Consider the following 23,523-nt stretch of genomic DNA (forward strand, 5'->3'; position numbering starts at 1 on the left):
GATGCGCGTGGTGTTCGCCGGCACCCCCGAGGTGGCGCTGCCGAGTCTGCGGGCCCTTGCCGCCTCCTCCCATCAACTCGTCGGTGTGGTGACCCGCCCCGACGCGCCGGCCGGACGCGGCCGAACGTTGCGCCCGTCGCCGGTCGGAGTGTTCGGCGACGAACTCGGGGTGCCGGTGCTGAAGCCGCGGTCCGCCAAGCAGCCGGGGTTCGCGCAGCAGCTTGCCGCACTCGCGCCCGACGTGTGCCCCGTCGTCGCCTACGGCTCGCTGGTGCCGCGCCCGGTGCTGGACGTCCCGCAGCACGGCTGGGTCAACCTGCACTTCTCGTTGCTGCCCGCGTGGCGTGGGGCGGCACCCGTGCAGCATGCGATCCTGCACGGTGACGAGGTGACGGGGGCGACCGCGTTCGTGCTCGAGGAGGGCATGGACACCGGCCCGGTGCTCGGCACGATGACCGAGACCATCCGGCCGCGGGACACCAGCGGCGACCTGCTCGGCCGACTCTCCGAGGCGGGGGCCGGACTGCTCGTCGCGGCACTGGACGGTCTGGCCGATGGCTCGCTCTCGCCGGTCCCGCAACCGTCGGAGGGAGTGTCGCTGGCACCCAAGATCACCGTGGCCGATGCCGAGATCCGGTGGCACGAACCATCGTTCGCCATCGATCGACGCGTTCGTGCGTGCACCCCCGCACCCGGTGCGTGGACAACCTTCCGGGACGACCGGTTGAAGGTGCTGGCGTTCGCGACGGACGCTCCGGCCGACATACAGCTGAGACCCGGGGAGTTGCTGGCGACCAAACGAGCCCTGTATGCCGGCACCGGCACCACCCCGCTGCGGGTGGCGACGGTGCAGCCCCACGGCAAGAAGCCGATGGCGGCGGCAGATTGGGCACGCGGCGTACGCGTCGCAGAAGAAGAGAGGCTCGGATGAGCGGGCAACAGACCGGCGGTTTCCGCGACGACCGCGGCAGGCAGCGCCCGGCATCACGCCGGGCCGGCGGCAAGAACCGCACCGCCACCCGTCCCGCGGACCGGCGGCGGGGCGGCGACCCCACCCGGAAGGTGGCCTGGGAGGTGAGCCGGGCCGTCGCGGACGGCGCCTACGCCAACCTGGAACTGCCCACGGCACTGCGCGCGGCCGGCCTGCACGGCCGCGACGCCGCCTTCGCCACCGAACTGACGTATGGCGCCATCCGGATGCGCGGCCTCTACGACGCCGTCATCGAGTTCGCGGCGGGCCGACCCGTCGGGCAGATCGACCCACCGGTGCTGGACACCCTTCGGCTCGGCGCACACCAGATCCTCGGCATGCGCGTGCCGTCCCACGCCGCCGCCTCCGAGACGGTCGCCCTGGCCCGCGAGGTCAACGGCACCGGCGCCTCCGGGTTCGTCAACGCGGTGCTGCGCCGAATCACCGAGCGCAGCCGCGAGGAGTGGGTGCGCGAGGTCACCGCCGGTCGATCGCGGGACGAGGCGCTCGCGGTCGAACACTCGCACCCGGCGTGGGTGGTGCGGGCACTGCGCGGTGCGCTGCGCTCGGACGGCATCACCGACGACGGTGAACTCGACGCATCCCTGGTGTCCCTGCTGGAGGCCGACAACGCCGCACCGACCGTCACGCTGGTGGCACGGCCGGGCCTGGCGACCGTGGACGAGCTCGTCGAGGCGGGCGCCGAGCGGACGTCACTGTCACCGATCGCGGCCACCCTGCCCGGTGGTGACCCCGCGGACATCGCCGCGGTCCGGGAGACCCGAGCGGCCGTGCAGGACGAGGGATCGCAACTTGTCGCGCTGGCGCTGGCCGCCGCGCCGCGTCGGATCGACGGGCCGGCCGACTGGCTCGACCTGTGCGCCGGCCCCGGCGGCAAGGCGGCGCTGCTCGCGGCGCTGGCCGGGCAACGCCGCGACACCACGCTGTTCGTCAACGAGATCAGCGAGCACCGCACCGAACTCGTCCGGCGCACGCTGCGTGCGGCACTCGACGCGGGGATCGAGGTCATGATCGGGACCGGCGACGGTCGCGAGCTGGGCGCGGAGGAGCCGGGCACCTACGAGCGGGTGCTGGTCGACGCGCCGTGCACCGGTCTGGGCGCCCTGCGCCGCCGGCCCGAGGCCCGCTGGCGGCGCAATCCCGGCGACGTGACGGACCTGACCGCCATACAGGCCGATCTGCTCCACTCGGCGTTGGACGCGACGGTCGAGGGCGGTGTGGTGGCCTACGTGACCTGCAGCCCGCACGTTGCGGAGACGACCGAGGTCGTGCGGTCGGTGACCGCGTCACGCGCCGATGTGACGGTGGAGGACGCGCGTCCCCTCTTCCGCGATACGGCGGGGGAGCAGCTGCCGCAGTTCGGAGATCACCCCACCGTGCAGCTGTGGCCGCACGTGCACGGCACCGACGCGATGTTCTTCGCCCTGTTGCGCAAGCACGCCCCGACCGAGCACTGAGCATTCCGAGCCTGTTTCGACCATTCACCTGGAGGACGCGTGCAGATCGCACCCAGCATCCTGTCGGCCGACTTCGCCAACCTGGAGCGCGAGTTGCAACGCATCGCGGATGCCGACGCGGCGCACGTCGATGTCATGGACTATCACTTCGTGCCCAACCTCACCCTCGGCCTCCCGATCGTCGAGGCGTTGCAGCGAGTCACGCCGATCCCGCTTGACTGCCACCTGATGATCGACGACCCGGATCGCTGGGCACCGGCCTACGCGGAGGCGGGCGCGGCCAGCGTCACCTTCCACATCGAGGCGGCCGCCGATCCGCGCTCCCTCGCCCGCGACATCCACGCCGCCGGCGCGCAGGCCTGTATGGCGCTCAAGCCCGGCACCGCATTCGCGCCCTACGAGGAACTGCTCGAGGTCGTCGACATGGTGCTGGTGATGACCGTCGAGCCGGGCTTCGGCGGCCAGAGCTTCATGGCCGACCAGATGCCGAAGGTCCGCGAGGTGCGCGAGGCGATCGACCGGCGCGGCGGCCGGATCCGCATCCAGGTCGACGGCGGCGTCTCGGCCTCGACGATCGAGCAGTGCGCCGACGCCGGCGCGGACGTGTTCGTCGCCGGTTCGGCGGTCTACGGCGCCGACGACGCCGCAGCAGCCATCGGCGAGCTCCGCCGGCTCGCGACGGCCTGTGTGCATCACTGAACGTGCGTAACCGGCAACGGTCGCTGGTTGGCTGTCGGGATCTGCCCGGGATGCGTGCGTAACCGGCAACGGTTGCGGGTTGGGCGGGGGAGATCATGGGGTGTCGGCGCATATTGACGCCTGTGCCATACTCGAGAACGAACGTGCTCCGGGGTCGGTGAAATTCCGAGCCGGCGGTGATAGTCCGCGACCCGGCTGCCATGGCAGCCGGTTGACCTGGTGAAACTCCAGGACCGACGGTTAAAGTCCGGATGGGAGGCAGCACGAGGGGGTGTGCCGTTCCACGGCGCACCCGGCGACAACGCACCGTCGGCGCTGCCGACGGATCGCGCGACCGCCCGTCATCCCCGGAGCCGGTGAAACCGGATCGGGAAGGAGTGACGAGGCAGTGTCCGACCATCTGCCCCACCAGCTGGCCGACCATCCGGCCCCCGGCACCGCCGACGAAGCGGCCGGTGCGCAGCCGATGCGCGCTGCCCTGGAACTCGCCGGCCGTGGGCCGGTGGCCGATCCGAACCCGCGCGTCGGCTGCGTCCTGGTCCGCGACGGCGACGTCGTCGGACGTGGCTGGCACGACGGCGCCGGCACCCCCCACGCGGAGGTCGCCGCGCTCGCCGACGCAGGCGACCTGGCCCGCGGCGCGACGGCCTACGTGACCCTCGAGCCCTGCGCGCACACCGGCCGCACCGGACCGTGCATCGACGCCCTCACGGCGGCCGGGGTGGCCCGGGTGGTCTACGGCCAGCACGACCCCAACCCCATCGCCCGTGGCGGGGCCGACATCCTGCGATCTCGCGGGTTCGACGTCGTCGGTGGAGTGCTGGCGGCCGAGGCGGAGGCGTTGAACCAGGCGTGGACCTACTCCGTCACCCACGAGAAGCCCTGGGTGATCTGGAAGTTCGCGACGACACTCGACGGCCGGTCGGCGGCGGCCGACGGCACCAGCCGGTGGATCAGCAACGACCGATCGCGCGCCGACGTACACGAACTGCGCGCCCGGGTCGGCGCGATCATCGTCGGCACCGGCACCGCGCTGGCCGACGACCCGTGCCTAACGGCCCGGCCCGCAGCGGCGACGGCGGCAGCGCGGCAGCCGCTGCGGGTGGTCGTCGGCGAGCGTGACCTGCCGCCCGGCGCCCACCTACGCGATGAGCACGCGCCGGCGCTGCACCTGCGCACCCACGACCTCGGCGCCGTGATGAAGGAGCTGCACGCGCGCGGCGTGCGCAGCGCGTTGCTCGAGGGCGGGCCGACGCTCGGCGCCGCAGCCTGCACGGCCGGGCTGGTCGACGAGATCATCGGCTACGTCGCCCCTCTCCTGCTCGGGGCCGGACGCCCGGCGATCGGACCGCTCGGCGTCCGGACGTTGTCCGACGCCACCTGCTGGACCCTGCACGACGTCACCCGGTTCGCGGATGACGTGCGACTCACCTATCGGAGGAAGTGACGTGTTCACCGGCATTGTCGAAGAGCTTGGTACGGCCAAAACCATTGAGCGCCAGGGCGACTCGGCTCGGCTGAGTCTGCGGGCGCACAAGGTGCTGGAGCAGGTCCAGCACGGTGCCTCCATCGCCGTCAACGGCGTCTGCCTGACGGTCGTCGCGCACACTGCGGACGAGTTCACCGTGGACGTGATGGCCGAAAGCCTGGACCGCAGCAGCCTCGGGGCCCTCGCTCCGGGCGGCCGGGTCAATCTGGAACGCGCCGTCCGTGCCGACGGGCGGTTGGACGGACACATCGTCCAGGGCCACGTCGACGGTGTCGTCGAGGTGCTGCGCCGTGAGGAGCACGACCGGTGGACGGAGGTGCGCCTGTCCCTGCCGGGGCACCTGGCGCCATACGTCGCGGAGAAGGGGTCGGTGGCACTCGACGGTGTGTCGCTGACCGTCGCGTCGGTGCGCGACTCCGACTTCACGGTGTGCCTCATCCCGACCACGCTGGAACTCACCACCTTCGGTGAGCGTGCGGTGGGGGACCCGGTCAACATCGAGGTCGACGTGCTGGCCAAGTATGTCGAGCGCATGGTCACGCTGCGCGCGACCGGGACGGCGGTGCCGGCATGAACTTCTTCGAGCACCTCTACAACGCCTCCATCACCATCGGCGGCCACGGCATCACCTGGCGCGAGATCGTCGGCAACCTCTTCGGACTGGCCTCCGCGATCGGTGGCATGCGTCGCCGTGTCTGGGCCTGGCCGGTCGGCATCATCGGCAACGCGCTGCTGTTCACCGTCTTCTTCGCCCTCGGCTTCACCGCGCACGGCGGACAGGTGATGTTCGGCCAGGCCGGGCGGCAGATCTTCTTCATCCTCACCTCCATCTACGGATGGTGGATCTGGCAGCGCAACAAGGCCGGCCGACGCGCGGACGCACCGGCGGTGCAACCCCGCTGGGCGACCATGACCGAACGGCTGGCGCTGCTCGGCTTCTGGGTGGTGGCAGTGATCTTCGTGCAATGGATCACCCGCATGATCGGCGTCGGCTGGACGCCGCCGAGTTGGTACTACTGGGCCGACGCGTGGATCTTCGTCGGCTCGATCGTCGCCACGTTCGCGATGGCTCGGGGCTGGAACGAGTTCTGGCTGGCCTGGATCGCGGTGGACCTGGTCGGCGTGCCCGAACTGCTGCACTTCCAGTACTACCCGTCCGCCGTGCTCTACGCGATCTACGCCGCCTTCGTCATCTGGGGGTTCGTCGTCTGGCTGCGGGTGACGCACAAGTCCGACCGGGCGGCGCACCGCGACGAGGAGTTGGTGACGTCATGAGCGACGACCGAGCCGGGGGACGAGGAGCAGCGTACGGCGTGCTCGGCAGCATCGAGGCCGCCCTCGCCGAGATCGCCGCCGGCCGGCCGGTGCTGGTCGCCGACGACGCCGACCGGGAGAACGAGGTCGACCTGGTCATGGCAGCGCAGCACGCGGACGAGCACTGGATCGGCTGGGCCGTGCGCCACGGGTCCGGCGTCATCTGCGCGCCGATGACCCACGCGGTCGCCGACCGGCTGGGGTTGCCGCCGATGGTGCAGGACAACCAGGACCCGAAGGGCACGGCATACACCGTCTCGGTCGACGCCGCCGGCTTGGCGACCGGGATCAGCGCCGCCGAGCGGGCGAGGACCCTCGGCGCATTGGCCGACCCGGAGTCCGAGGCCGAGGACTTCACCCGGCCCGGGCACGTCTTCCCGCTGCGGGCACGGGACGGCGGTGTGCTGGTGCGCACCGGACACACCGAGGCGGCCGTCGACCTGGCCCGCCTCGCCGGGTGCGCGCCCGTCGGCGCCATCGTCGAACTCGTCCACGACGACGGTTCGATGATGCGGCTGGACGACGCCGAGGAGCTGGCCGCACGCCACGGCCTGGTCGTCATCACCATCGCTGACCTGGTCGCCTGGCGCGTCCGCCACGACCGGGTCCTGTGCCGGGCGCGCACCACGCTGCCGACCACGCACGGCACCTTCACGATGCTCGGGTATGTCGATCTGCTCACCGGGGACGAGCACGTCGCGCTGGTGTCACCGCACGGCATACCGGACGGGAAGCCGCTGGTGCGCGTGCATTCGGAGTGCCTGACCGGGGATGCCTTCGGATCCACCCGCTGCGACTGCGGTCCGCAGCTGGCCGAGGCCATGCGTCGCGTCGGCACCGAGGGCGGCGCCGTCGTCTACCTGCGCGGTCACGAAGGGCGCGGTGTCGGGTTACTGGACAAATTGCGCGCCTACGAGTTGCAGGACGGCGGACTCGACACGGTCGACGCGCAGACCGAACTCGGCCTGCCCGTCGACGACCGCGAATTCGGTGCTGCCGCTGCGATCCTGCGTGATCTGGGCGTCACCGAGATGCGGTTGCTCACCAACAATCCGGAGAAGGAGAAGCAGTTGCAGGCACTGGACCTGACCGTCGACCGAGAGCCGCTGGTGACCGGCCGCACGATCAACAACAGCCGTTACCTGGACACCAAACGGGACCGCCTCGGCCACCACATCGGCGAGACCGCATGATCACCACACGACGTTTCGCCCCCGCTCCGGCACCCCAGGAAGTTTCTCCCCCGCTCCGCTCCTCCGAATACTTCCTGGGGACCCCGCCACCGCTCCTCCGAATACCTCGCGGGCAGCCCGGTCTCATGGCGCAGTACTGCGGGCGGCCGCGATGAGCGGCCACGGAGCGCCCGCGACCGTCGCCGACGGAGCCGGTCTGCGGGTGGCGATCATCGCCGCATCCTGGCACGAGCAGGTGATGGGCGGCCTGCTCGCCGGCGCGCACCGCGGTCTGGCGGCGTGCGGAGTCACCGACGTGACGGAGGTCCGGGTGCCCGGCACCTTCGAGCTGTCCGTGGCGTGCGCCCGGCTCGCGCCGGCATACGACGCCCTCGTGGCGCTCGGCGTCGTCATACGCGGCGGCACCCCGCACTTCGACTACGTGTGTTCGGCCGCGACCACCGGTATCACCGAGGTCACGGTGCGGACCGGTGTGCCGGTCGGCTTCGGCGTGCTCACCTGCGACGACGAGCAGCAGGCCCTGGACCGTGCCGGCCTGCCGGGATCGGTGGAGGACAAGGGCAGCGAAGCCGCGACGGCTGCCGTCGCGACGGCGGCCACGCTGCGTTCGGTCCAGCGGGGATGAGGCGTCCGGGGCGCCGGCGACCAGACTGTGGCCGGGTGCGTCGCCGGCCGGGACAGGCAATTAGCCTTGGCTGACGTGAAGACGTTCGATCAGCTGCATGCGGAGCTGACTGCCAAAGCCCAGGACCGACCGGCCGACTCCGGCACCGTGCGCGAGCTCGACGCCGGCGTGCATTTCATCGGCAAGAAGATCGTCGAGGAGGCCGCCGAGGTCTGGATGGCCGCCGAACACGAGGGCGTGCAGCGCACCGCCGAAGAGATCAGTCAGCTGCTCTACCACCTGCAGGTGCTGATGGTCGCCCAAGACATCTCGCTGGAGGACGTCTATGCCCACCTCTGAGACCCTGCGGGTCGCCATGCCCAACAAGGGCGCGCTGGCCGAGGCGAGCACCCGGCTGATGCGCGAAGCCGGCTATCGCGTCCGCCGCGAGTCCAAGGAACTCGTGGTGGTCGACGCCGACCAGCACATCGAGCTGTTCTACCTGCGGCCGCGGGACATCGCCGTGTATGTCGGCCGTGGCCACCTGCAGGTCGGCATCACCGGCCGGGACCTGCTGCTGGACTCGGAGGCTCCCGCCGTCGAGGTCATGCAGCTGGGGTTCGGTTCCTCGACCTTCCGGTATGCCGCCCGCCCCGGCCAGGCGTCGTCCGTGGCCGACCTGGCAGGGAAGCGGATCGCGACCAGCTTCCCGGGCCTGGTGCGCAAGAACCTCGCGGACCACGGTGTCGACGCCGGGGTGGTCCGGCTGGACGGCGCCGTGGAGACTGCGGTCACCCTGGGGGTGGCCGACGTGATCGCCGATGTGGTCGAGACCGGGACCACCCTGCGCAATGCCGGGCTGGAGGTCTTCGGCGAACCCATCCTGCACAGCGAGGCCGTGCTGATCCGGCCGCAGGAGCGGGCGGCGGAGTCCTCGCCGGCCGTCGACGTGCTGGTCCGACGGCTGCAGGGAGTGCTCACCGCGAGCCGCTACGTGATGATGGACTACGACATCCGGGTGGAGCTGGTCGAACGGGCCTGTGCGCTCACCCCCGGACTCGAGTCGCCCACCGTGTCCCCACTGCACCGCGAGGGGTATGTCGCCGTCCGCTCCATGGTGCCGCGTACGGCGACCAACTCGGTGATGGACAGCCTCTACGATCTGGGTGCCCGCGCGATCCTGGTCACCGAGATCGCGGCCTGCCGGTTGTGAGTCCCGTGCAGTCCTCGGCATACGCGACGTTCCGCCCGCGCCGCTCGCGGTTCGTCAGCATCGGCGTCGCGGTCGCGCTCGTGGTGGTGTTCGTGGTTGTGGCGGTGCGGATCCCGCAAGGGGGAGTGACCGGTTGGAGCACCCCCGACTCGGTCGCGATGATCGTCTTCGCGGTCGCTGTCGCCGCATTCCTGCTGCGCTATGCGCTCGTCCACGCCAAGCCGACACCGGGCGGCCTGCACGTCCAGAACCTCATCCTCTCCCGTGACATCGCGTGGGCCGAGATCGTCAACGTGCAGTTCGGCGGGGGCGCGCCCTGGCTGGTGCTGGAGCTGAGTGATACCGAGACGATGGCGGTGATGGCGGTGCAGCGTTCCGACGGCGACTTCGCCAACGCGGAGGCACGTCGGCTGGCGGCCCTGGTGGAGGCGAACAACCGCATCGACCGGGACGACTGATCCATTGCCGAGCGGACACGAAAGGTATGGAGCGGACACGAAATACCGGCATCATGTCGTGTCCGCTCGATGCGTTTGTTGTCCGCTCGGTGCAGGGCGGTGGCGTGCCAGGGACGGTCAGTCGGTGCGGAAGACCAGATGCGCGTGGTCGCGGGTGCGGTCGGCGCCGAACACCGCGTCCTCCTGATCGGCCCAGCGTTGCCAGTGCGGCGCGTAGGCTTCGCCATCACGGTCCAGCCCGCGCCGTCTGCGGACCGAAGTCGCGGCTTCCAGCCAGACCCGCACGTCGGCATACCGGCGGGCGATGCCGACGCTGCTGCCGGCGCCTTCGACGACGACGAACCGGGTGCGCGGCACGGTGAGCGCATCGGCGAAGGTGCCCTGCTCCCAGTCGAATCGGCGGTATGTCGCGGGCTCCCCGCGACGCAGCGCGACGAGCACTTGCGCCACGAGGAGCGGCGGTGTCGCGGCCAGGCCGTCCCAGCCGGGATAGATGTCGTCGAGGTGGATGACGCACGCGTCCCCCAATGCCGCGCACACGGCGGCCGCGAGCGTCGTCTTGCCGGATCCGCTGCGCCCGTCGATGGCGAGGACGACCGGCCGGCCGCCGATGGACCGCACCCGTGCCAGCACCTGGTCGAGCTGGTGCTCGGGCAGGCGATGGCCGGTCGTCTCGTCCCTCACACGGGGCAATGTAGCGGCTGTCAGCGCAACGGCGTGACGTCCCGTGCGGCGATGTGCGCCGGGCGGGGGGCGGCCGCGGCGAAGGGGGAACCAGGCGCGTTCTCGACACTGTTGAAGACCATGAACACGTTCGAGCGCGGGTACGGCGTGATGTTGTTCGACGACGCATGCATGATGTTGGAGTCGAACCACAGCGCCGAGCCGGCCGGGCCGGTGAACTGGTCGATCCCGCACTGCTGCGCCAGATCCGCGATCGCGTCCTCGGTGGGGACGCCGACGGTCTGCTCCTGCAACGAGGACTCGTGGTTGTTGTGCGGGGTTTCGCCGACACCCGGCACGAAGGTCTCGTGGGAGCCCGGCATCACCATCAGCCCACCGTTGAACGGGTGGTTCGGGGTGAGCGCAATGGAGCAACTGACCGCCCGCGGAGCAGGCAGGCCGTCCTCGGCATGCCAGGTCTCGAAGTCCGAATGCCAATAGAAGCCGGTGCCCTTGAACCCCGGCATGTAGTTGACCCGGGTCTGGTGCAGGTAGACGTCGGAGCCGAGCAACTGCCGGGCCCGGTCCAGCACGCGTGGGTCTCGGGTGAGCGCATCCAGCTGCGCACTGAGCCGCTCGACCTGGAACACCGAACGCACCTCGCCCGAGCTCTTCTCGATGACGACCCGCTCGTCGTTCCGCAACGCCGGATCGGACACCAGACGGTCCAGCTCGGCACTGAACGAGGTCACCTCCTCGGAGCTGATGAAGTCCGGCAGGATGGTGAAACCGCGCCGTTCGTGTGCCTGCAGGGCCGCATCGTCGAACGGTCCGTCCGCAGCTGCTCCCCAGACGGTCGGGTGCGTGCGCGGCGTCGGCTGCTCACTGTGCTGTCGCGTCGGATACAGATCCGAGCTAGCGGTCGTCGTCATACGTTCTCCTCTCGGTCGGGAAATGATCGACACCCCTGCGCGGATCGCGCAGGGGTGTCGCAGGTTTCGGTCAAGCGTTCTCGAGGACGAGGGGGTAGACGCCGTTCTCGTCGTGCACTTCCCGGCCGGTGACCGGCGGGTTGAAGACGCACACGGTCCGCATCTCGGTCCGGGGGAGCACCTGGTGCTTGTCGTGGTCGTTGAGCAGGTAGAGCGAGCCGGGACGCAGCTCGTGGCGCTCACCTGTCGCCTTGTTCACGACCTCGCCCTCGCCTTCCACGATGAAGACGGCTTCGATGTGGTTGGCGTACCAGAAATCGTTGACGGTGCCGGCGTACAGCGTGGTCTCGTGCACCGAGAAGCCGACGCCCTCACGTGCCAGGATGATGCGCTTACTGCGCCAGTTCTCGGTCTTGATGTCGTCGTCGGTGTCGGTGACGTCGTCGATGGATCGAACGAGCATGCTGGTTTCCTCTCGAATGTATGGCGATGAAGCGGGCGGGCGCAGATCAGTCCAGAGCGTCGGTGGCAGCGTTCCGCAGTAGCGACAGGCCGCGCGTCAGCTCGTCCTCGCTAATGGTCAGCGGCGGCAGCAGCTTGATGACCTCGTCGCGCGGGCCCGACGTCTCCACCAGGAGGCCGGCGTCGAACGCGTTCCGGCAGGTCTGCGCCGCCTTGTCGGGGTCGGCGAACTCCAGGCCGCGGATGAGCCCGCGACCCTTGGCGGTCAGTTCGCCCTCCGGGTGCTTGGCCACGATGCTGTTGAGCGTCGCCTCGACGAACGCACCCTTGGTCAGGGTGGACTGCTCCAGCGCGTTGTCCGACCAGTAGGTGCGGATCGCCTCGGCAGCCGTCACGAAGGCCGGCGCGAATCCGCGGAACGTGCCGTTGTGCTCGCCCGGGTCCCACACGTCGAGCTCGGGACGCAGCAACGTGAGCGCCAGCGGCAGGCCGTAGCCGCTGATCGCCTTGGACAGGCAGATGATGTCCGGCACGATGCCGGCTTCCTCGAAGCTGAAGAAGCCTCCGGTGCGACCACAACCGACCTGGATGTCGTCGACGATCAGCAGGATCTCGTGCTTGCGGCACACCTCGGAGAGCTGACGCAGCCACTCCAGTCGCGCGGTGTTGACGCCGCCCTCACCCTGCACCGTCTCGACGATGACGGCGGCCGGTTTGTTCAGCCCGGAGCCGCTGTCGGAGAGCATGCGCTCGAAATAGACGAAGTCGGGGACGTCTCCGTCGAAGTAGTCGTCGTACGGCATGGGCGTGGCGTGCACCAACGGTATGCCGGCGCCGCCGCGCTTCATCGAGTTGCCGGTGACTGCGAGAGCCCCGAGCGTCATACCGTGGAAAGCGTTGGTGAAGTTGACGATCGACTCGCGACCGGTGATCTTGCGAGCAAGCTTCAGAGCCGCCTCCACCGCGTTCGCTCCACCCGGCCCGGGGAACATGACGGTGTGGTCCAGTCCGCGAGGGCGCAGGATCTGGTCGGTGAAGGTGGTGAGGAAGTCTTCGCGCGCCGTGGTGAGCATGTCCAGCGAGTGCACGATGTTGTCCTCGGTCAGGTAGCGCAGCAGCGCTTCCTTCAGGATCGGGTTGTTGTGCCCGTAGTTCATCACGCCGGCGCCGGTGAAGAAGTCGAGGTACTCCTCGCCCTCGGGCGTGTAGAGGAAGCTGCCCTTCGCGCGCTCGAACGTCGCGGGCCACGTGCGGGAGTAGCTGCGGACGCCGGACTCCAGCGTCGTCGTGTCGGCGGTCACGGTCATGGAGAATCCTTCGGTCGAATCGACTACGTGCCAGGCGTTTTCCCGGCACGGACGTCGCGATCGCGGTCGCGGCGATGTGGCATGTGGTGAACTGCGTGGACGCTCAGCGCAGCGGATGGATACGCAGCAGCGGCTCGCCGGCGTGACCGTCGGGGAAGTGCGCTGCCGGGATGCCCTCGGACCAGGTCAGCTCGGCGTCATGCTTGCGGGCGATGCTGGCGAAGAGCGCGCGTGAGGCGTCGTTGGTCTCCTCGACCGTCGCCTCGAGCGCATCGATGTCGGCGGTCGCGACGAGGTGCTCGATCATGTGCGCGGCGACGCCGCGGCCACGCTGATCGCCGCGCACGGCGACCTGCCAGACGAACAGGTGCTTCGGCCGCTCCGGGGGCGCGTAGCCCAAGACGTAGCCGACGATTTCGTTGTCGGACAACGCAACTCGGCAGGTGGAGGCGAAGTCGCGCGCCATCATCAGATAGGCGTACGAGGAGTTGAGGTCGAGTTCGCCACCATCTCGGGCGACGGTCCACATGTGGGCGCCCTCGCTCGGCTTCGGCGCTCGGATGGTCAGCGAATGGGTGTCGCCGGATCGTGTGGGGTGCGCTCGCGCAGAGCGAGCACCGTGCTGTGGGGAGGAGTGTGGTCTGGTCGGTACTTCTATTGGTATCGGCATGACTGGCCTCGACGTTATGTCCTGATCGAGTGAAGTCAACCTGAGTCCGCCGCAAGATGCCGTGAACGAATCGTGTTGCGAGAGCGCATTTTCCGCGGGCTGCCGTGGATAGATCGGTTTCTGCGGGGACCGTTTCGACCCCACTGAAGTCCGTCTCAAAATATGAGACGAAGGACATGCATGTGGTTCCAGGGCCGTCGTCGGCCGGGTGGTTCGACGGCAGTGCGGAGTCCCTGCCCGCGACCTGACTCAACCGCGGTGGCGCCCCGGCTACGCTTCCGGCATGACGGTTGCGGTGCGTGTCATCCCCTGCCTGGACGTCGATGCCGGCCGGGTGGTGAAGGGTGTCAATTTCACTCAGCTGCGGGACGCGGGTGACCCGGTCGAGCTGGCCGAGCGGTACGACGCGCAAGGCGCGGACGAACTCACCTTCCTCGACGTGACCGCGAGCTCGGCGGGCCGGGAGACGACATACGACGTGGTCGGCCGCACCGCGGAGCAGGTCTTCATCCCGCTCACGGTGGGTGGCGGCGTGCGGACGGTCCAGGACGTCGACCGGCTGTTGCGTGCCGGCGCCGACAAGGTGGGCATCAACACCGGAGCCATCGCGCGACCGGCAGTGATCGCGGAGATCGCCGAGCGGTTCGGATCCCAGGTGCTCGTGCTGTCCGCGGATGTGCGCCGGTCCCAGCACGGCAATTTCGAGGTCACCACGCACGGGGGGTTGAAGTCCACCAACCTGGACGCGCTCGAATGGTGTTCTCGTGCCGCGGAACTCGGTGTCGGTGAGATCCTGCTCAACTCGATGGATGCGGACGGCACCAAGGACGGCTTCGACCTCGAGTTGATCCGTGCGGTCCGGGCCGAGGTTGACGTGCCCATCATCGCCAGCGGTGGAGCCGGCCACCCGGAGCACTTCGTGCAAGCGGTCGAAGCCGGTGCCGACGCGGTCCTGGCAGCGTCGGTGTTCCACTTCGGCGAGCTGACCATCGGCGAGGTGAAGGACGCGCTGCGCGCGGCCGGTCACGAGGTCCGCTGATGGCAACGGGTCCGTGTCGGTGGACCAGACCTTGTGCGCGAGCCGCCTCGGCGGGCCTGCGCCGGTGACGACGCACCCGAGCACACCGGAGACGGTCGCCCCGTGTTCGCTCGTGCGGGTCGAGCCGTCGCTCTGGCGGCGTTACCGCCGCGTTCGGCTGGCCGCTCTGCAGGAGTCGCCACGGATGTTCGGTTCGTCGTACGAGCGCGAGATCGCGTTCGAGGAGTCCGAATGGCGCCGGCGCGCCGCGCGCGTCGCGACGTTCCTGGTGGAGCGCGGCGGGCAGGACGTCGGAATGGCCGGGATCTACCGGTTCGACACCGGATGGTGCGTCATGGGGATGTGGCTGCACCCGGGTGCGCGCGGCTGCGGTGCCGTCGACGCGCTGCTTCGTGCGTGCGTGCAGGTCGTGCGAGAACACGGTGGGACGCAGATCTCGCTCCTGGTGATGGCGGACAACCCGCGCGGCATACGTGCCTATCAACGCAACGGGTTCACGCTGACCGGCAGGCGGGAGGTCGCACCGGACGGACGGGCCGAACTCGTCATGGCCCGGGGTGTCTGAGGTTCGGTGTGGCGCGCTGGGGCGGTTCGGTGTGCATCGCTCGCGACTTTCGCGGTCTGAGTTTCAGAAGCCCAGGGGCGCGGCGCGGAACGCCGCGACATCGGTGTCGGACCCGTCCAGCTGCACGTCGGCGACGGCTGCTCGCCCGAAGATGTGCAACAGCACCTCGCCGGGGGCGCCGGTGAGTACGACGCTGCCGTGGTCGTCCCGCGGGCTGCGCAGGCTGCGTCGTCCGTGGCCGGGGCAGTCCGCGACGACACCGACACGCACGTTGCGCAATGTCAGCCGACCGATCCGCGGTAGGACCTCCCACAGCGCCGCCTGCTCGTCCTGGGACACGTCCCGGCGGATCCCAGGATGGTCACCGGCACGGAGCACGTCCTCATGGTGGATGAAGAACTCCGACAGGTTGGCCTTTGCGTCGACGCCCGGCAGCCCGAACGGTCCGAGTCGCGGCGGTCCGGAGCGCACCTTGTCGACCAGCTCCTCCCACGGCAACGCGGCGACCTTGCGCTGCACGGACTCCAGGTGCGCGGACAACAACGGCAGGAACATCCCGGCCGCAGCGTCGGGGCGTCCCTCGCGCACCACGAGGTGCGCGGCGAGATCGCGGGTGGTCCAGTCCCCGCACAGCGTGGCCGCGTCCGGACCGGCCTCCAGGAAGGCGTCACACAACGAGGCCCGCTCGAGTTGGGCGAAGTTCGGCGTACGGCGGTCCGTGCGATGCTCCATGGGTAGATCATCGCCTACCGCGCGACGCCACACGGCATACGGATCCGGAAAACCGGTGCGGCAGAATGGCGGCCGTGAGTTCCTCCGCTCTCGACCCCGACATCGCCGCCAGGCTCAAGCGCGACCCGGCGGGTCTGGTGCCCGCCGTCATCCAGCAGCACGACACCGGCGAGGTGTTGATGGTGGGCTGGATGGACGACGAGGCGTTGCATCGCACGCTCACCTCCGGTCGGGTGACCTTCTGGTCCCGCAGTCGCGGTGAATACTGGCGCAAGGGCGACACGTCCGGTCACGTGCAGCACGTGAGGTCGGTGGCCCTCGACTGTGACGGTGACACCCTGCTGGTGCGCGTCGACCAGGTCGGGCCGGCCTGCCACACCGGTGCTCGCACCTGCTTCTTCACCGACCTGGCCGCGGTGACGGCATGACTTCCGACGCGGCCGGTATGCCGTACGCGTCCGCTCCGCACGCCGATCTGCAGTGGGGTGCGACCTGGCCGACGCTGCCGCAATTCCTGCATCTGGCCGGTGACGGCCGCCGCGTCATACCCGTCGTGCGCCGGCTGCTGGCCGACGGGGAGACCCCGCTGGGCATCTACCGCAAACTCGCCGGCGATCGGCCGGGCACCTTCCTGCTGGAGTCGGCCGAACACGGCGGAGTGTGGTCGCGGTACTCCATCATCGGCGCGCAGAGTCGCGCCACGCTCACCGAGCAGGACGGCCGGGCGCTGTGGCTGGGTTCGCCTCCGCTCGGTGTGCCGACCGACGGCACACCGACCGACGTGCTGCGCGACACCCTGCGGATCCTCGCGACGCCGCCCATCCCGGGGCTGCCGCCGCTGACCGGTGGCCTCGTCGGCGCCGTCACGTATGACGCCGTCCGGCACTGGGAGCGGCTCACGGACTCGGGGGCCGATCGGTTGCACACCCCGGAGCTGGGGATGGTGCTGGCCACCGACCTGGCCGTCATGGACCACTCCGACGGCAGCGTGCTGCTCATCGCCAACGCGATCAATCACGACGACACCGACGAGCGCGCAGAGCAGGCGTGGTCGGATGCCGTCGACCGGCTGGACACCATGCAGGAGGCGCTGGCCGTGGACGCGCCGAGCACCGTCTCGGTGCCCGAACCGATCGAGCTGACACCGACCAGCACGCACACCCGCGAGCAGTACCACGACATGGTCGAGCAGGCCAAGGAGGACATTCGCTCCGGCGAAGCATTCCAGATCGTGGTGTCCCAACGGTTCTCCGTGCCCTGCAGCGCCGACGCCCTGGATGTCTACCGCGCGCTGCGGGTGGGCAACCCGAGCCCCTACATGTACCTCCTGCGGCTGCCGCACCCGAGCGGCTCGACCTACGACATCGTCGGCTCGAGTCCCGAGGCGTTGGTCAAGGTCACCGGTGACCGAGTGATCACCCACCCGATCGCCGGTTCCCGGCCGCGCGGCAAGAGCCCCGAGCAGGACGAGGACCTCGCTGCCGAGCTGGTCGCCGACCCGAAGGAGCGCGCCGAGCACCTGATGCTGGTCGATCTGGCGCGCAACGATCTGCAGAAGGTGTGCGACGCGGGCACCGTGGACACGGTGGAGTTCATGCAGACCCGCCGTTACAGCCACATCATGCATCTGGAGTCCACCGTCGTCGGCCGGCTCGCGCAGGGCCGTTGGGCATACGACGTGCTCGTGGCGACCTTCCCGGCCGGCACCCTCAGCGGCGCACCGAAGCCGCGCGCGATGCAGATCATCGAACGCCTGGAGGGTGTCCGCCGGGGTGTGTACGGCGGCGTGGTCGGCTACTTCGACTTCGCCGGCGACCTGGACATGGCCATCGCGATCCGGACCGCCGTGCTGCAGGACAACGTCGCCCACGTGCAGGCCGGCGCCGGCATCGTGGCCGACTCGGTCCCGGAGTCCGAATACCAGGAGACCCGCACCAAGGCCGCCGCGGCGCTGCGCGCGGTGGCGGTGGCCTGCGGGATGCGGAGCATCGGATGAGGAGGCGTCGATGATCGGCAAGCGATCGGTCCTGCTCACCGGGGCCCTGGCCGTGATCCCGCTGGTCGCGGCCAACACCCGCACCTGGGTCAACGGGTCGGTGACCGACGCCGTGCTGCAGGGTGCGCACACGGCGGCCTCCGGCAGCAAGGCGTCGCCCGCCCTCCTCGCCGCGGCGTTGGTCGGCGCCGCGGCCGTGCTGGCGACACTGACCACCGGCCGCGTCGCCCGCTGGATCGCTGCGGTGATCACCCTGATCGCCGGGGTGGTGGCGGTCGTGGCGGTCGTCGTCGTGGTGCGCGATCCGGTCAAGGCGATCAGTGACGTCGCCACCACGATGACCGGCCACACCGGAGACCGCCAGGTCACCGCCGATCTGACCGTCTGGCCCTGGATCGCCCTGCTGGGCGGCGTGCTGCTGGTGCTGACCGGGGCCCTGGCGATCATCGGCGCCCGCAGCTGGGCGGGCCTGTCCAGTCGGTATGACGCCCCGTCCGCGGCCAAGGCGACCCGGCGTTCGGACTGGGACATGCTCAGCGAGGGCGAGGACCCGACGGACCGCCCGGCACGGTCTGACACAATCGACGACGAATAAGCAGTGCGCAACGACATCGCGATCACGACACCGAAGGAGCAGCGGCTGATGGCCGAAGAAATCCACGAGGACCACGGACACAGCGTCGCCGCCTGGACCACCGTGGGGTTCCTGCTCGCGGCCGCGGTCTGCGTGGGCATCGGGGTGGCCTGGGGTCTGCACCCGCTCTACTACACCGGCGGTGCGTTGGCGATCGTCGGCGTCCTGCTCGGCAAGGTCCTTGCCAAGATGGGCTTCGGCAACCACCACAAGCTGTCTGCTCCGCCGCTGACCCCGCAGGAGCAGCAGGCCGAGGCTCAGTCGCAGCGGGCGTCCTAGGTGTCCACGGTCCTCGACGACATCATCCTCGGGGTTCGCGAGGACCTCGAGGGTCGGCGGCGGCACATCCCGGCGCAGGAGATCGCCCGGGGGGCGCAGGCCGCGGCGGCGCCGCTCGACGCACTGGCGGCCTTCCGCGCCCACGGCCCGGTCAAGGTGATCTCGGAGGTCAAGCGTCGCAGCCCCAGCAAGGGCGATCTGGCGGCGATCCCGGACCCGGCCGAACTGGCTGCGGCATACGAGGTGGGCGGTGCCACCGCGATCTCGGTGCTGACCGAACACCGCCGCTTCGGTGGTTCACTGGCCGACCTGGATGCCGTGCGGGCTCGAGTGCGAATCCCGGTGCTGCGCAAGGACTTCATGGTCGATCACTACCAGGTCGACGAAGCTCGAGCGCACGGAGCGGACATCATCCTGCTGATCGTCGCGGCGCTGGACGACCCGCAGCTGGGTGACTTGTTCCAGCACGCGACCGAGCTGGGGATGACCTCACTGGTGGAGACCCATGACGAGGACGAGATCGACCGGGCGCTTGCGCTGGGTGGTCAACTGATCGGGGTCAACGCCCGCAACCTGAAGACCCTCGAGGTCGACCGGAGCGTCTTCGCCCGGCTCGCGCCGAGGGTGCCCGACGACCGGGTCCGGGTCGCCGAGTCCGGCATCCGCGGGGCGCAGGACGTCACCGACTACGTGGCCGCCGGCGCCGACGCCGTGCTGGTCGGCGAAGCCCTGGTCACCGGCGGCGACCCGCAGACCGCAGTCAGCACGATGAGGGGAATCACCCGATGACTCAGACCAATCCGCCACTGGGCCGCTTCGGCGCGTATGGCGGGCGTTACGTCCCCGAGGCACTGGTCGCGGCACTGGAGGAACTGGACGAGCACCGTCGCAAGGCGATGGCCGATCCGTCGTTCGTCGGCGAGCTGACCGAGTTGCAGCGCAGCTACACGGGTCGGCCCAGCATCATCACCCCGGTGCGGCGCTTCGGTGACGAGCACTGCGGTGGCGCGCAGGTGGTGCTCAAGCGTGAGGACCTCAACCACACCGGTTCGCACAAGATCAACAACGTGCTCGGTCAGGCGCTGCTGACCAAGCGGATGGGCAAGACCCGCGTCATCGCCGAGACCGGCGCCGGTCAGCACGGGGTGGCCACCGCGACCGCCGCGGCGCTGATGGGATTGGACTGCACCGTCTACATGGGCCGGGTCGACACCGAACGACAGGCACTCAACGTCGCCCGGATGCGGCTCCTGGGAGCCGAGGTGGTCCCGGTCGACCACGGCTCACGCACCCTCAAGGACGCCGTCAACGAGGCGTTCCGCGACTGGGTGGCCAACGTGGCACACACCCACTACGTGCTGGGCACGGTGACCGGCCCCTATCCCTTCCCCGAGATGGTGCGCGACTTCCACCGGATCATCGGCGTCGAGGCGCGCGCGCAGCTGCTGGACGCCTACGGCCGGCTGCCCGACGCGGTGCTGGCATGTGTCGGCGGCGGCTCCAACGCCATGGGGATCTTCCACCGGTTCATCGATGACGAGGACGTCCGGTTGATCGGTCTCGAGGGCGGCGGCGACGGACCGGAGTCGGGTCGGCACGCGTCCCGGTTCAGCGGGCAGGCGATCCCCGGCGTGCTGCACGGCGCGTTCACCTACGTGCTGCAGGACGAGGAGGGCCAGACCATCGAATCCCATTCGGTGTCAGCCGGACTCGACTACCCGAGCATCGGCCCGGAGCACTCCTACCTGCGCGACACCGGCCGCGCCGAATACCGGCCGGTCACCGACACCGAGGCCATGGACGCGTTCGAGGCGCTGTCCCGCAGCGAGGGCATCCTGCCGGCGATCGAGAGCGCGCACGCGCTCGCCGGAGCGATGCAGCTCGGCCGCGAGCTCGGCCCGGAGGCCCTGCTGCTGGTCAACCTGTCCGGTCGCGGTGACAAGGACGTGCACACCGCGGCCCGATGGTTCGGATTGCTCGAGGACGGAGACACGCAGGTATGACGAGCACATCGGCCGCCAGCGGCGTCTCCACGGCCCTCGCCCGCGCCAAGACGGAGGGACGCGCCGCGCTGATCGGGTATGTCCCGGTCGGCTATCCCGACGTCGACACCTCCATCGAGGCGATGCTGACGATGGTGCGTGCCGGGGTCGACATCGTCGAGATCGGCCTGCCCTACACCGACCCGCTGATGGACGGGCCGGTCATCCAGACCGCTGCGACCGGGGCGCTGGCCGCGGGCGTGCATGTCCGTGACGTGTTCCGCGCGGCCGAAGCCGTCGCCGGTGCGGGTGCGTCGTGCGAGGTGATGACCTACTGGAACCCCGTGCTGCGCTATGGCGTCGACGCGTTCGCCCGCGATCTCGCCGCCGCCGGTGGGTCCGGACTGATCACCCCCGACCTCGTGCCGGACGAGGGCGAGGACTGGATCGCCGCCAGCGAGGCCCACGGCCTGGACCGGGTCTTCCTGATCGCGCCGAGCTCGACTCCCGAGCGCCTGATCACCACGACGGCCGCCTGCCGTGGCTTCGTCTATGCCGCGTCCCTCATGGGCGTCACCGGAGCCCGGGACGCGGTCGGCACAGAGGCGGCGGACCTCGTCGGTCGAGCGCGCGCGGTCACCACCACTCCGATCTGTGTGGGTCTCGGAGTGTCGACCGGCGCACAAGCACGTGAGGTGGCCGCATTCGCCGACGGTGTGATCGTCGGCTCCGCACTCGTCGGTACGTTGGTCGACGCCGCAGATCGGCAGACCGGCCTCGATGCGTTGGCCGAGAAGGCCGCGTCGTTGGCCGAGGGAGTGCGCGGGTGAGCGAGCGCAGCGAGCGACCGATCGAGCACCGCACGCATCGCGAAACCCGACGCAGGAGCGGTCCGCGATGACCGCCGAGGCGTCATACTTCCCGAGCCCGACCGTCGGCGTCTTCTGGTTGGGTCCGTTCCCGATCCGCATGTACGCCTTGTGCATCCTGGCCGGCATCGTCCTCGCCGTGTGGGTCACCGGGCGCCGCCTCGGCGACCGGGGTTACCGGCGTGACGTGATCTACGACATCGCCTGGTGGGCGGTGCCCTTCGGCATCATCGGCGGACGGCTCTACAACGTCATCACCTCGCCGCAGCCCTACTTCGGTGAGCACGGCAACCCGTGGGACGCCTTCGCGATCTGGCACGGCGGTCTGGGCATCTGGGGTGCCATCGCGCTGGGAGCGCTGGGCGGCTACCTCGGCTGCCGACGCAACGGTGTTCGCTTCCTCGACTTCGCCGACGCCGCCGCGCCCGGCGTCATCATGGCCCAGGCGCTGGGCCGCTGGGGAAACTACTTCAACAACGAGTTGCACGGCCGGGCCACGAGTCTGCCCTGGCGGTTGAAGGTCTACGAGTGGGACGAGAGCGCCGGGCACGCCGTCAAGGACGCCGCCGGCCACCCGATCGTCGCCGGCTATTTCCAGCCCACCTTCCTCTACGAGTCGTTCTTCTGCCTGGTGATCGCGCTGATCATCGTGGTGCTCGACCGTCGCTATCGGCTGGGACGCGGGAAGTCCTTCTTCCTCTACGTCACGCTCTACCCGGTCGGTCGGATCTGGATGGAGTGGATGCGTGACGACCCGGCGAACCACATCCTCGGCCAGCGCGTCAACGTCTGGGTCTGTCTGCTGGTCTTCCTCGGTGGACTGATCGGTCTGATCGTGTGCTCGCGCCGCCACCCGGACGGCGTCCGGCAGCCGTCGCCGGCCACCGGTGCCACGGAATCGGCGCACGGACAGGAGTCCGACGGGACCGCGCAGGACGCGTCCGGCGACGCCGGTCCGTCCGCGCGGAGCGCCGACCGCCCGTGACATAGGATCGGCGCGGCCGTGGTGAAGCCACCCGGTCGCATCGGTGAAGCGAAGGAGAAGAACGATCGAACTCGCGGTCGACCCGGTCGGGGCGGACGCCGACACCCCCGGGTTCGGCGTGGTGGTGCTGACCCAGGGCACCCGGCTGCCGGAACTGCGCCGCGGACTGGAATCGTTGCTGCGCCAGACCGACGTGCGGCTGGACATCGTGGTCGTCGGCAACGGCTGGCAGCCGGTCGACCTGCCCCGCGGCGTCAAGGCGCTCGCGCTGCCGGAGAACCTCGGCATCCCCGCCGGCCGCAACGCCGGTGTCGATCAGGTGACCGGTGACCTGCTCTTCTTCCTCGACGACGACGCCTGGCTGTTGGACGACGACTTCCTGGCCAAGTGCGCCGCGGAGTTCCGCGCCGATCCGACGATCGGCATGATCCAGCCGCGCATCGAGGATCCTGCCGCCGGCGAACTGCCGACCCGTTGGATCCCGCGGTTGCGCAAGGGCAGCCCCTACCGGTCCTCCAACGTCTTCTCGGTCGTCGAGATGGCCGTCGCCATACGTCGTGAGGTGTTCGAGCAGACACTCGGCTGGCCCGCGCCGTTCTTCTACGCGCACGAGGGCATCGAGCTGGCGTGGCGGGTGTGGGGCGCCGGCAGCCGGACCGTCTACCTCGGACACCTGCGCGCCGGGCATCCGGTGATCGACCCGCGCCGGCACGACGACTACTTCACCAAGAACGCCCGCAACCGCGTCTGGCTCGCCCGGCGCAACCTGCCCTGGCCGGTGAGCTGGGGGTATGTCGGCAGCTGGACCGCCGTCCAGTTGGTCCGGTCCCGCAACGTTCGCGAGAGCCTGCGGCCGTGGTTCGCCGGCTGGCGCGAGGGCTGGACGCACGAGCCATGGGCTCCCGGCGAGCCGCGCCGCAAGCTGCCGTGGTCAGCCGTATGGCGGATGGCCCGCCACGGCCGCTGGCCGGTGATCTGAGTGGCGAACAG

The 23,523-nt window shown here is 69.9% G+C and carries 28 protein-coding genes and 1 riboswitch; of the genes, 22 read left to right on the forward strand and 6 right to left on the reverse strand.

All coding sequences use genetic code 11. From position 1 onward, the window contains the following. The first annotated feature begins 1 nt into the window (after nucleotide 1). The 11 genes from fmt to ACYVBN_RS16300 all read left to right on the forward strand — a co-directional run bounded on the left by fmt (nucleotide 2) and on the right by ACYVBN_RS16300 (nucleotide 9,418). Nucleotides 2-931, forward strand: coding sequence for a methionyl-tRNA formyltransferase (gene fmt / locus ACYVBN_RS16250; RefSeq protein ID WP_460601423.1), 930 nt, complete (start codon nucleotides 2-4; stop codon nucleotides 929-931). Further along, nucleotides 928-2,448, forward strand: coding sequence for an RsmB/NOP family class I SAM-dependent RNA methyltransferase (locus ACYVBN_RS16255; RefSeq protein WP_460601424.1), 1,521 nt, complete (start codon nucleotides 928-930; stop codon nucleotides 2,446-2,448). Before fmt ends, ACYVBN_RS16255 begins: the two co-directional genes overlap by 4 nt. Nucleotides 2,449-2,487: 39 nt before the next feature. Continuing rightward, nucleotides 2,488-3,147, forward strand: a complete 660-nt coding sequence (rpe, locus tag ACYVBN_RS16260; protein WP_460601425.1) for a ribulose-phosphate 3-epimerase — start codon at nucleotides 2,488-2,490, stop codon at nucleotides 3,145-3,147. Nucleotides 3,148-3,287: 140 nt separating this feature from the next. After that, nucleotides 3,288-3,415: riboswitch (FMN riboswitch) on the forward strand. A 120-nt stretch (nucleotides 3,416-3,535) separates the two neighbouring features. Beyond that, nucleotides 3,536-4,594 (forward strand): bifunctional diaminohydroxyphosphoribosylaminopyrimidine deaminase/5-amino-6-(5-phosphoribosylamino)uracil reductase RibD, encoded by a 1,059-nt coding sequence (gene ribD / locus ACYVBN_RS16265; protein ID WP_460601426.1) that lies wholly within the window; start codon nucleotides 3,536-3,538, stop codon nucleotides 4,592-4,594. A 1-nt stretch (nucleotide 4,595) separates the two neighbouring features. Continuing rightward, entirely contained in the window at nucleotides 4,596-5,210 is a 615-nt protein-coding gene (locus ACYVBN_RS16270) for a riboflavin synthase (protein WP_460601427.1), read from the forward strand. Next, nucleotides 5,207-5,911 (forward strand): nicotinamide mononucleotide transporter family protein, encoded by a 705-nt coding sequence (locus tag ACYVBN_RS16275; protein ID WP_440281145.1) that lies wholly within the window; start codon nucleotides 5,207-5,209, stop codon nucleotides 5,909-5,911. Before ACYVBN_RS16270 ends, ACYVBN_RS16275 begins: the two co-directional genes overlap by 4 nt. Beyond that, nucleotides 5,908-7,143 (forward strand): bifunctional 3,4-dihydroxy-2-butanone-4-phosphate synthase/GTP cyclohydrolase II, encoded by a 1,236-nt coding sequence (ribB, locus tag ACYVBN_RS16280; RefSeq protein ID WP_460601428.1) that lies wholly within the window; start codon nucleotides 5,908-5,910, stop codon nucleotides 7,141-7,143. Before ACYVBN_RS16275 ends, ribB begins: the two co-directional genes overlap by 4 nt. Before the next feature lie 151 nt (nucleotides 7,144-7,294). Next, nucleotides 7,295-7,768 (forward strand): 6,7-dimethyl-8-ribityllumazine synthase, encoded by a 474-nt coding sequence (gene ribH / locus ACYVBN_RS16285; protein ID WP_460601429.1) that lies wholly within the window; start codon nucleotides 7,295-7,297, stop codon nucleotides 7,766-7,768. 75 nt (nucleotides 7,769-7,843) lie between these two features. Further along, nucleotides 7,844-8,107: a phosphoribosyl-ATP diphosphatase gene (locus tag ACYVBN_RS16290; RefSeq protein ID WP_440281148.1), complete on the forward strand. Its 264-nt coding sequence runs from the start codon at nucleotides 7,844-7,846 to the stop codon at nucleotides 8,105-8,107. Further along, nucleotides 8,094-8,960 (forward strand): ATP phosphoribosyltransferase, encoded by an 867-nt coding sequence (hisG, locus tag ACYVBN_RS16295; RefSeq protein WP_460601430.1) that lies wholly within the window; start codon nucleotides 8,094-8,096, stop codon nucleotides 8,958-8,960. The genes ACYVBN_RS16290 and hisG overlap by 14 nt, the downstream gene beginning before the upstream one ends. Further along, the gene (locus ACYVBN_RS16300) at nucleotides 8,957-9,418 is read left to right on the forward strand and encodes a PH domain-containing protein (protein WP_460601431.1); all 462 of its coding nucleotides are present in this window, start codon (nucleotides 8,957-8,959) and stop codon (nucleotides 9,416-9,418) included. The genes hisG and ACYVBN_RS16300 overlap by 4 nt, the downstream gene beginning before the upstream one ends. Nucleotides 9,419-9,535: 117 nt before the next feature. On the opposite strand, the gene ACYVBN_RS16305 is transcribed toward ACYVBN_RS16300, so the two are convergent. The 5 genes from ACYVBN_RS16305 to ectA all read right to left on the reverse strand — a co-directional run bounded on the left by ACYVBN_RS16305 (nucleotide 9,536) and on the right by ectA (nucleotide 13,311). Further along, entirely contained in the window at nucleotides 9,536-10,102 is a 567-nt protein-coding gene (locus tag ACYVBN_RS16305) for a nucleoside/nucleotide kinase family protein (protein WP_460601432.1), read from the reverse strand. A gap of 20 nt (nucleotides 10,103-10,122) precedes the next feature. Beyond that, nucleotides 10,123-11,013, reverse strand: a complete 891-nt coding sequence (gene thpD, locus ACYVBN_RS16310; RefSeq protein ID WP_460601433.1) for a 2OG-Fe(II) oxygenase family protein — start codon at nucleotides 11,011-11,013, stop codon at nucleotides 10,123-10,125. Nucleotides 11,014-11,083: 70 nt separating this feature from the next. Then, nucleotides 11,084-11,476, reverse strand: coding sequence for an ectoine synthase (locus ACYVBN_RS16315; protein WP_440281153.1), 393 nt, complete (start codon nucleotides 11,474-11,476; stop codon nucleotides 11,084-11,086). Between the two features lie 46 nt (nucleotides 11,477-11,522). Further along, nucleotides 11,523-12,782, reverse strand: a complete 1,260-nt coding sequence (gene ectB, locus ACYVBN_RS16320) for an aspartate aminotransferase family protein (RefSeq protein WP_460601434.1) — start codon at nucleotides 12,780-12,782, stop codon at nucleotides 11,523-11,525. Between the two features lie 103 nt (nucleotides 12,783-12,885). Further along, nucleotides 12,886-13,311 (reverse strand): diaminobutyrate acetyltransferase, encoded by a 426-nt coding sequence (gene ectA / locus ACYVBN_RS16325; RefSeq protein WP_440281155.1) that lies wholly within the window; start codon nucleotides 13,309-13,311, stop codon nucleotides 12,886-12,888. 424 nt (nucleotides 13,312-13,735) lie between these two features. Between ectA and hisF the strand changes: the two genes are divergently transcribed. Together hisF and ACYVBN_RS16335 are read left to right on the forward strand one after the other, a co-directional pair. Continuing rightward, entirely contained in the window at nucleotides 13,736-14,491 is a 756-nt protein-coding gene (gene hisF / locus ACYVBN_RS16330; RefSeq protein ID WP_460601435.1) for an imidazole glycerol phosphate synthase subunit HisF, read from the forward strand. Between the two features lie 64 nt (nucleotides 14,492-14,555). After that, on the forward strand, nucleotides 14,556-15,056 hold the full coding sequence (locus tag ACYVBN_RS16335; RefSeq protein ID WP_460601436.1) for a GNAT family N-acetyltransferase: 501 nt from the start codon (nucleotides 14,556-14,558) through the stop codon (nucleotides 15,054-15,056). A 63-nt stretch (nucleotides 15,057-15,119) separates the two neighbouring features. On the opposite strand, the gene ACYVBN_RS16340 is transcribed toward ACYVBN_RS16335, so the two are convergent. Next, nucleotides 15,120-15,788 carry a TIGR03085 family metal-binding protein gene (locus tag ACYVBN_RS16340; RefSeq protein WP_460601437.1) on the reverse strand — a complete coding sequence of 223 codons (669 nt, stop codon included), beginning with the start codon at nucleotides 15,786-15,788 and terminating at the stop codon, nucleotides 15,120-15,122. 65 nt (nucleotides 15,789-15,853) lie between these two features. On the opposite strand from ACYVBN_RS16340, the gene hisI reads away from it, so the two are divergent. From hisI to ACYVBN_RS16385, 9 genes are all read left to right on the forward strand, one after another. Continuing rightward, nucleotides 15,854-16,216 carry a phosphoribosyl-AMP cyclohydrolase gene (gene hisI, locus ACYVBN_RS16345; RefSeq protein ID WP_440281159.1) on the forward strand — a complete coding sequence of 121 codons (363 nt, stop codon included), beginning with the start codon at nucleotides 15,854-15,856 and terminating at the stop codon, nucleotides 16,214-16,216. Continuing rightward, the gene (locus ACYVBN_RS16350) at nucleotides 16,213-17,784 is read left to right on the forward strand and encodes an anthranilate synthase component I (protein WP_460601438.1); all 1,572 of its coding nucleotides are present in this window, start codon (nucleotides 16,213-16,215) and stop codon (nucleotides 17,782-17,784) included. Before hisI ends, ACYVBN_RS16350 begins: the two co-directional genes overlap by 4 nt. Nucleotides 17,785-17,794: 10 nt before the next feature. Further along, the gene (locus ACYVBN_RS16355) at nucleotides 17,795-18,379 is read left to right on the forward strand and encodes a Trp biosynthesis-associated membrane protein (protein ID WP_460601439.1); all 585 of its coding nucleotides are present in this window, start codon (nucleotides 17,795-17,797) and stop codon (nucleotides 18,377-18,379) included. A 3-nt stretch (nucleotides 18,380-18,382) separates the two neighbouring features. Continuing rightward, nucleotides 18,383-18,697, forward strand: a complete 315-nt coding sequence (locus tag ACYVBN_RS16360) for an HGxxPAAW family protein (RefSeq protein ID WP_440281162.1) — start codon at nucleotides 18,383-18,385, stop codon at nucleotides 18,695-18,697. After that, on the forward strand, nucleotides 18,698-19,486 hold the full coding sequence (gene trpC, locus ACYVBN_RS16365) for an indole-3-glycerol phosphate synthase TrpC (protein ID WP_460601440.1): 789 nt from the start codon (nucleotides 18,698-18,700) through the stop codon (nucleotides 19,484-19,486). After that, nucleotides 19,483-20,700, forward strand: coding sequence for a tryptophan synthase subunit beta (gene trpB / locus ACYVBN_RS16370; protein ID WP_460601441.1), 1,218 nt, complete (start codon nucleotides 19,483-19,485; stop codon nucleotides 20,698-20,700). The genes trpC and trpB overlap by 4 nt, the downstream gene beginning before the upstream one ends. Continuing rightward, nucleotides 20,697-21,509: a tryptophan synthase subunit alpha gene (trpA, locus tag ACYVBN_RS16375; protein WP_460601442.1), complete on the forward strand. Its 813-nt coding sequence runs from the start codon at nucleotides 20,697-20,699 to the stop codon at nucleotides 21,507-21,509. The genes trpB and trpA overlap by 4 nt, the downstream gene beginning before the upstream one ends. A gap of 67 nt (nucleotides 21,510-21,576) precedes the next feature. Further along, nucleotides 21,577-22,533 (forward strand): prolipoprotein diacylglyceryl transferase, encoded by a 957-nt coding sequence (gene lgt, locus ACYVBN_RS16380; RefSeq protein ID WP_460601443.1) that lies wholly within the window; start codon nucleotides 21,577-21,579, stop codon nucleotides 22,531-22,533. A gap of 64 nt (nucleotides 22,534-22,597) precedes the next feature. Beyond that, the gene (locus ACYVBN_RS16385) at nucleotides 22,598-23,512 is read left to right on the forward strand and encodes a glycosyltransferase family 2 protein (protein ID WP_460601545.1); all 915 of its coding nucleotides are present in this window, start codon (nucleotides 22,598-22,600) and stop codon (nucleotides 23,510-23,512) included. The last annotated feature ends 11 nt before the right edge of the window (nucleotides 23,513-23,523 follow it).

The sequence above is a fragment of the Flexivirga lutea genome (assembly GCF_054778955.1).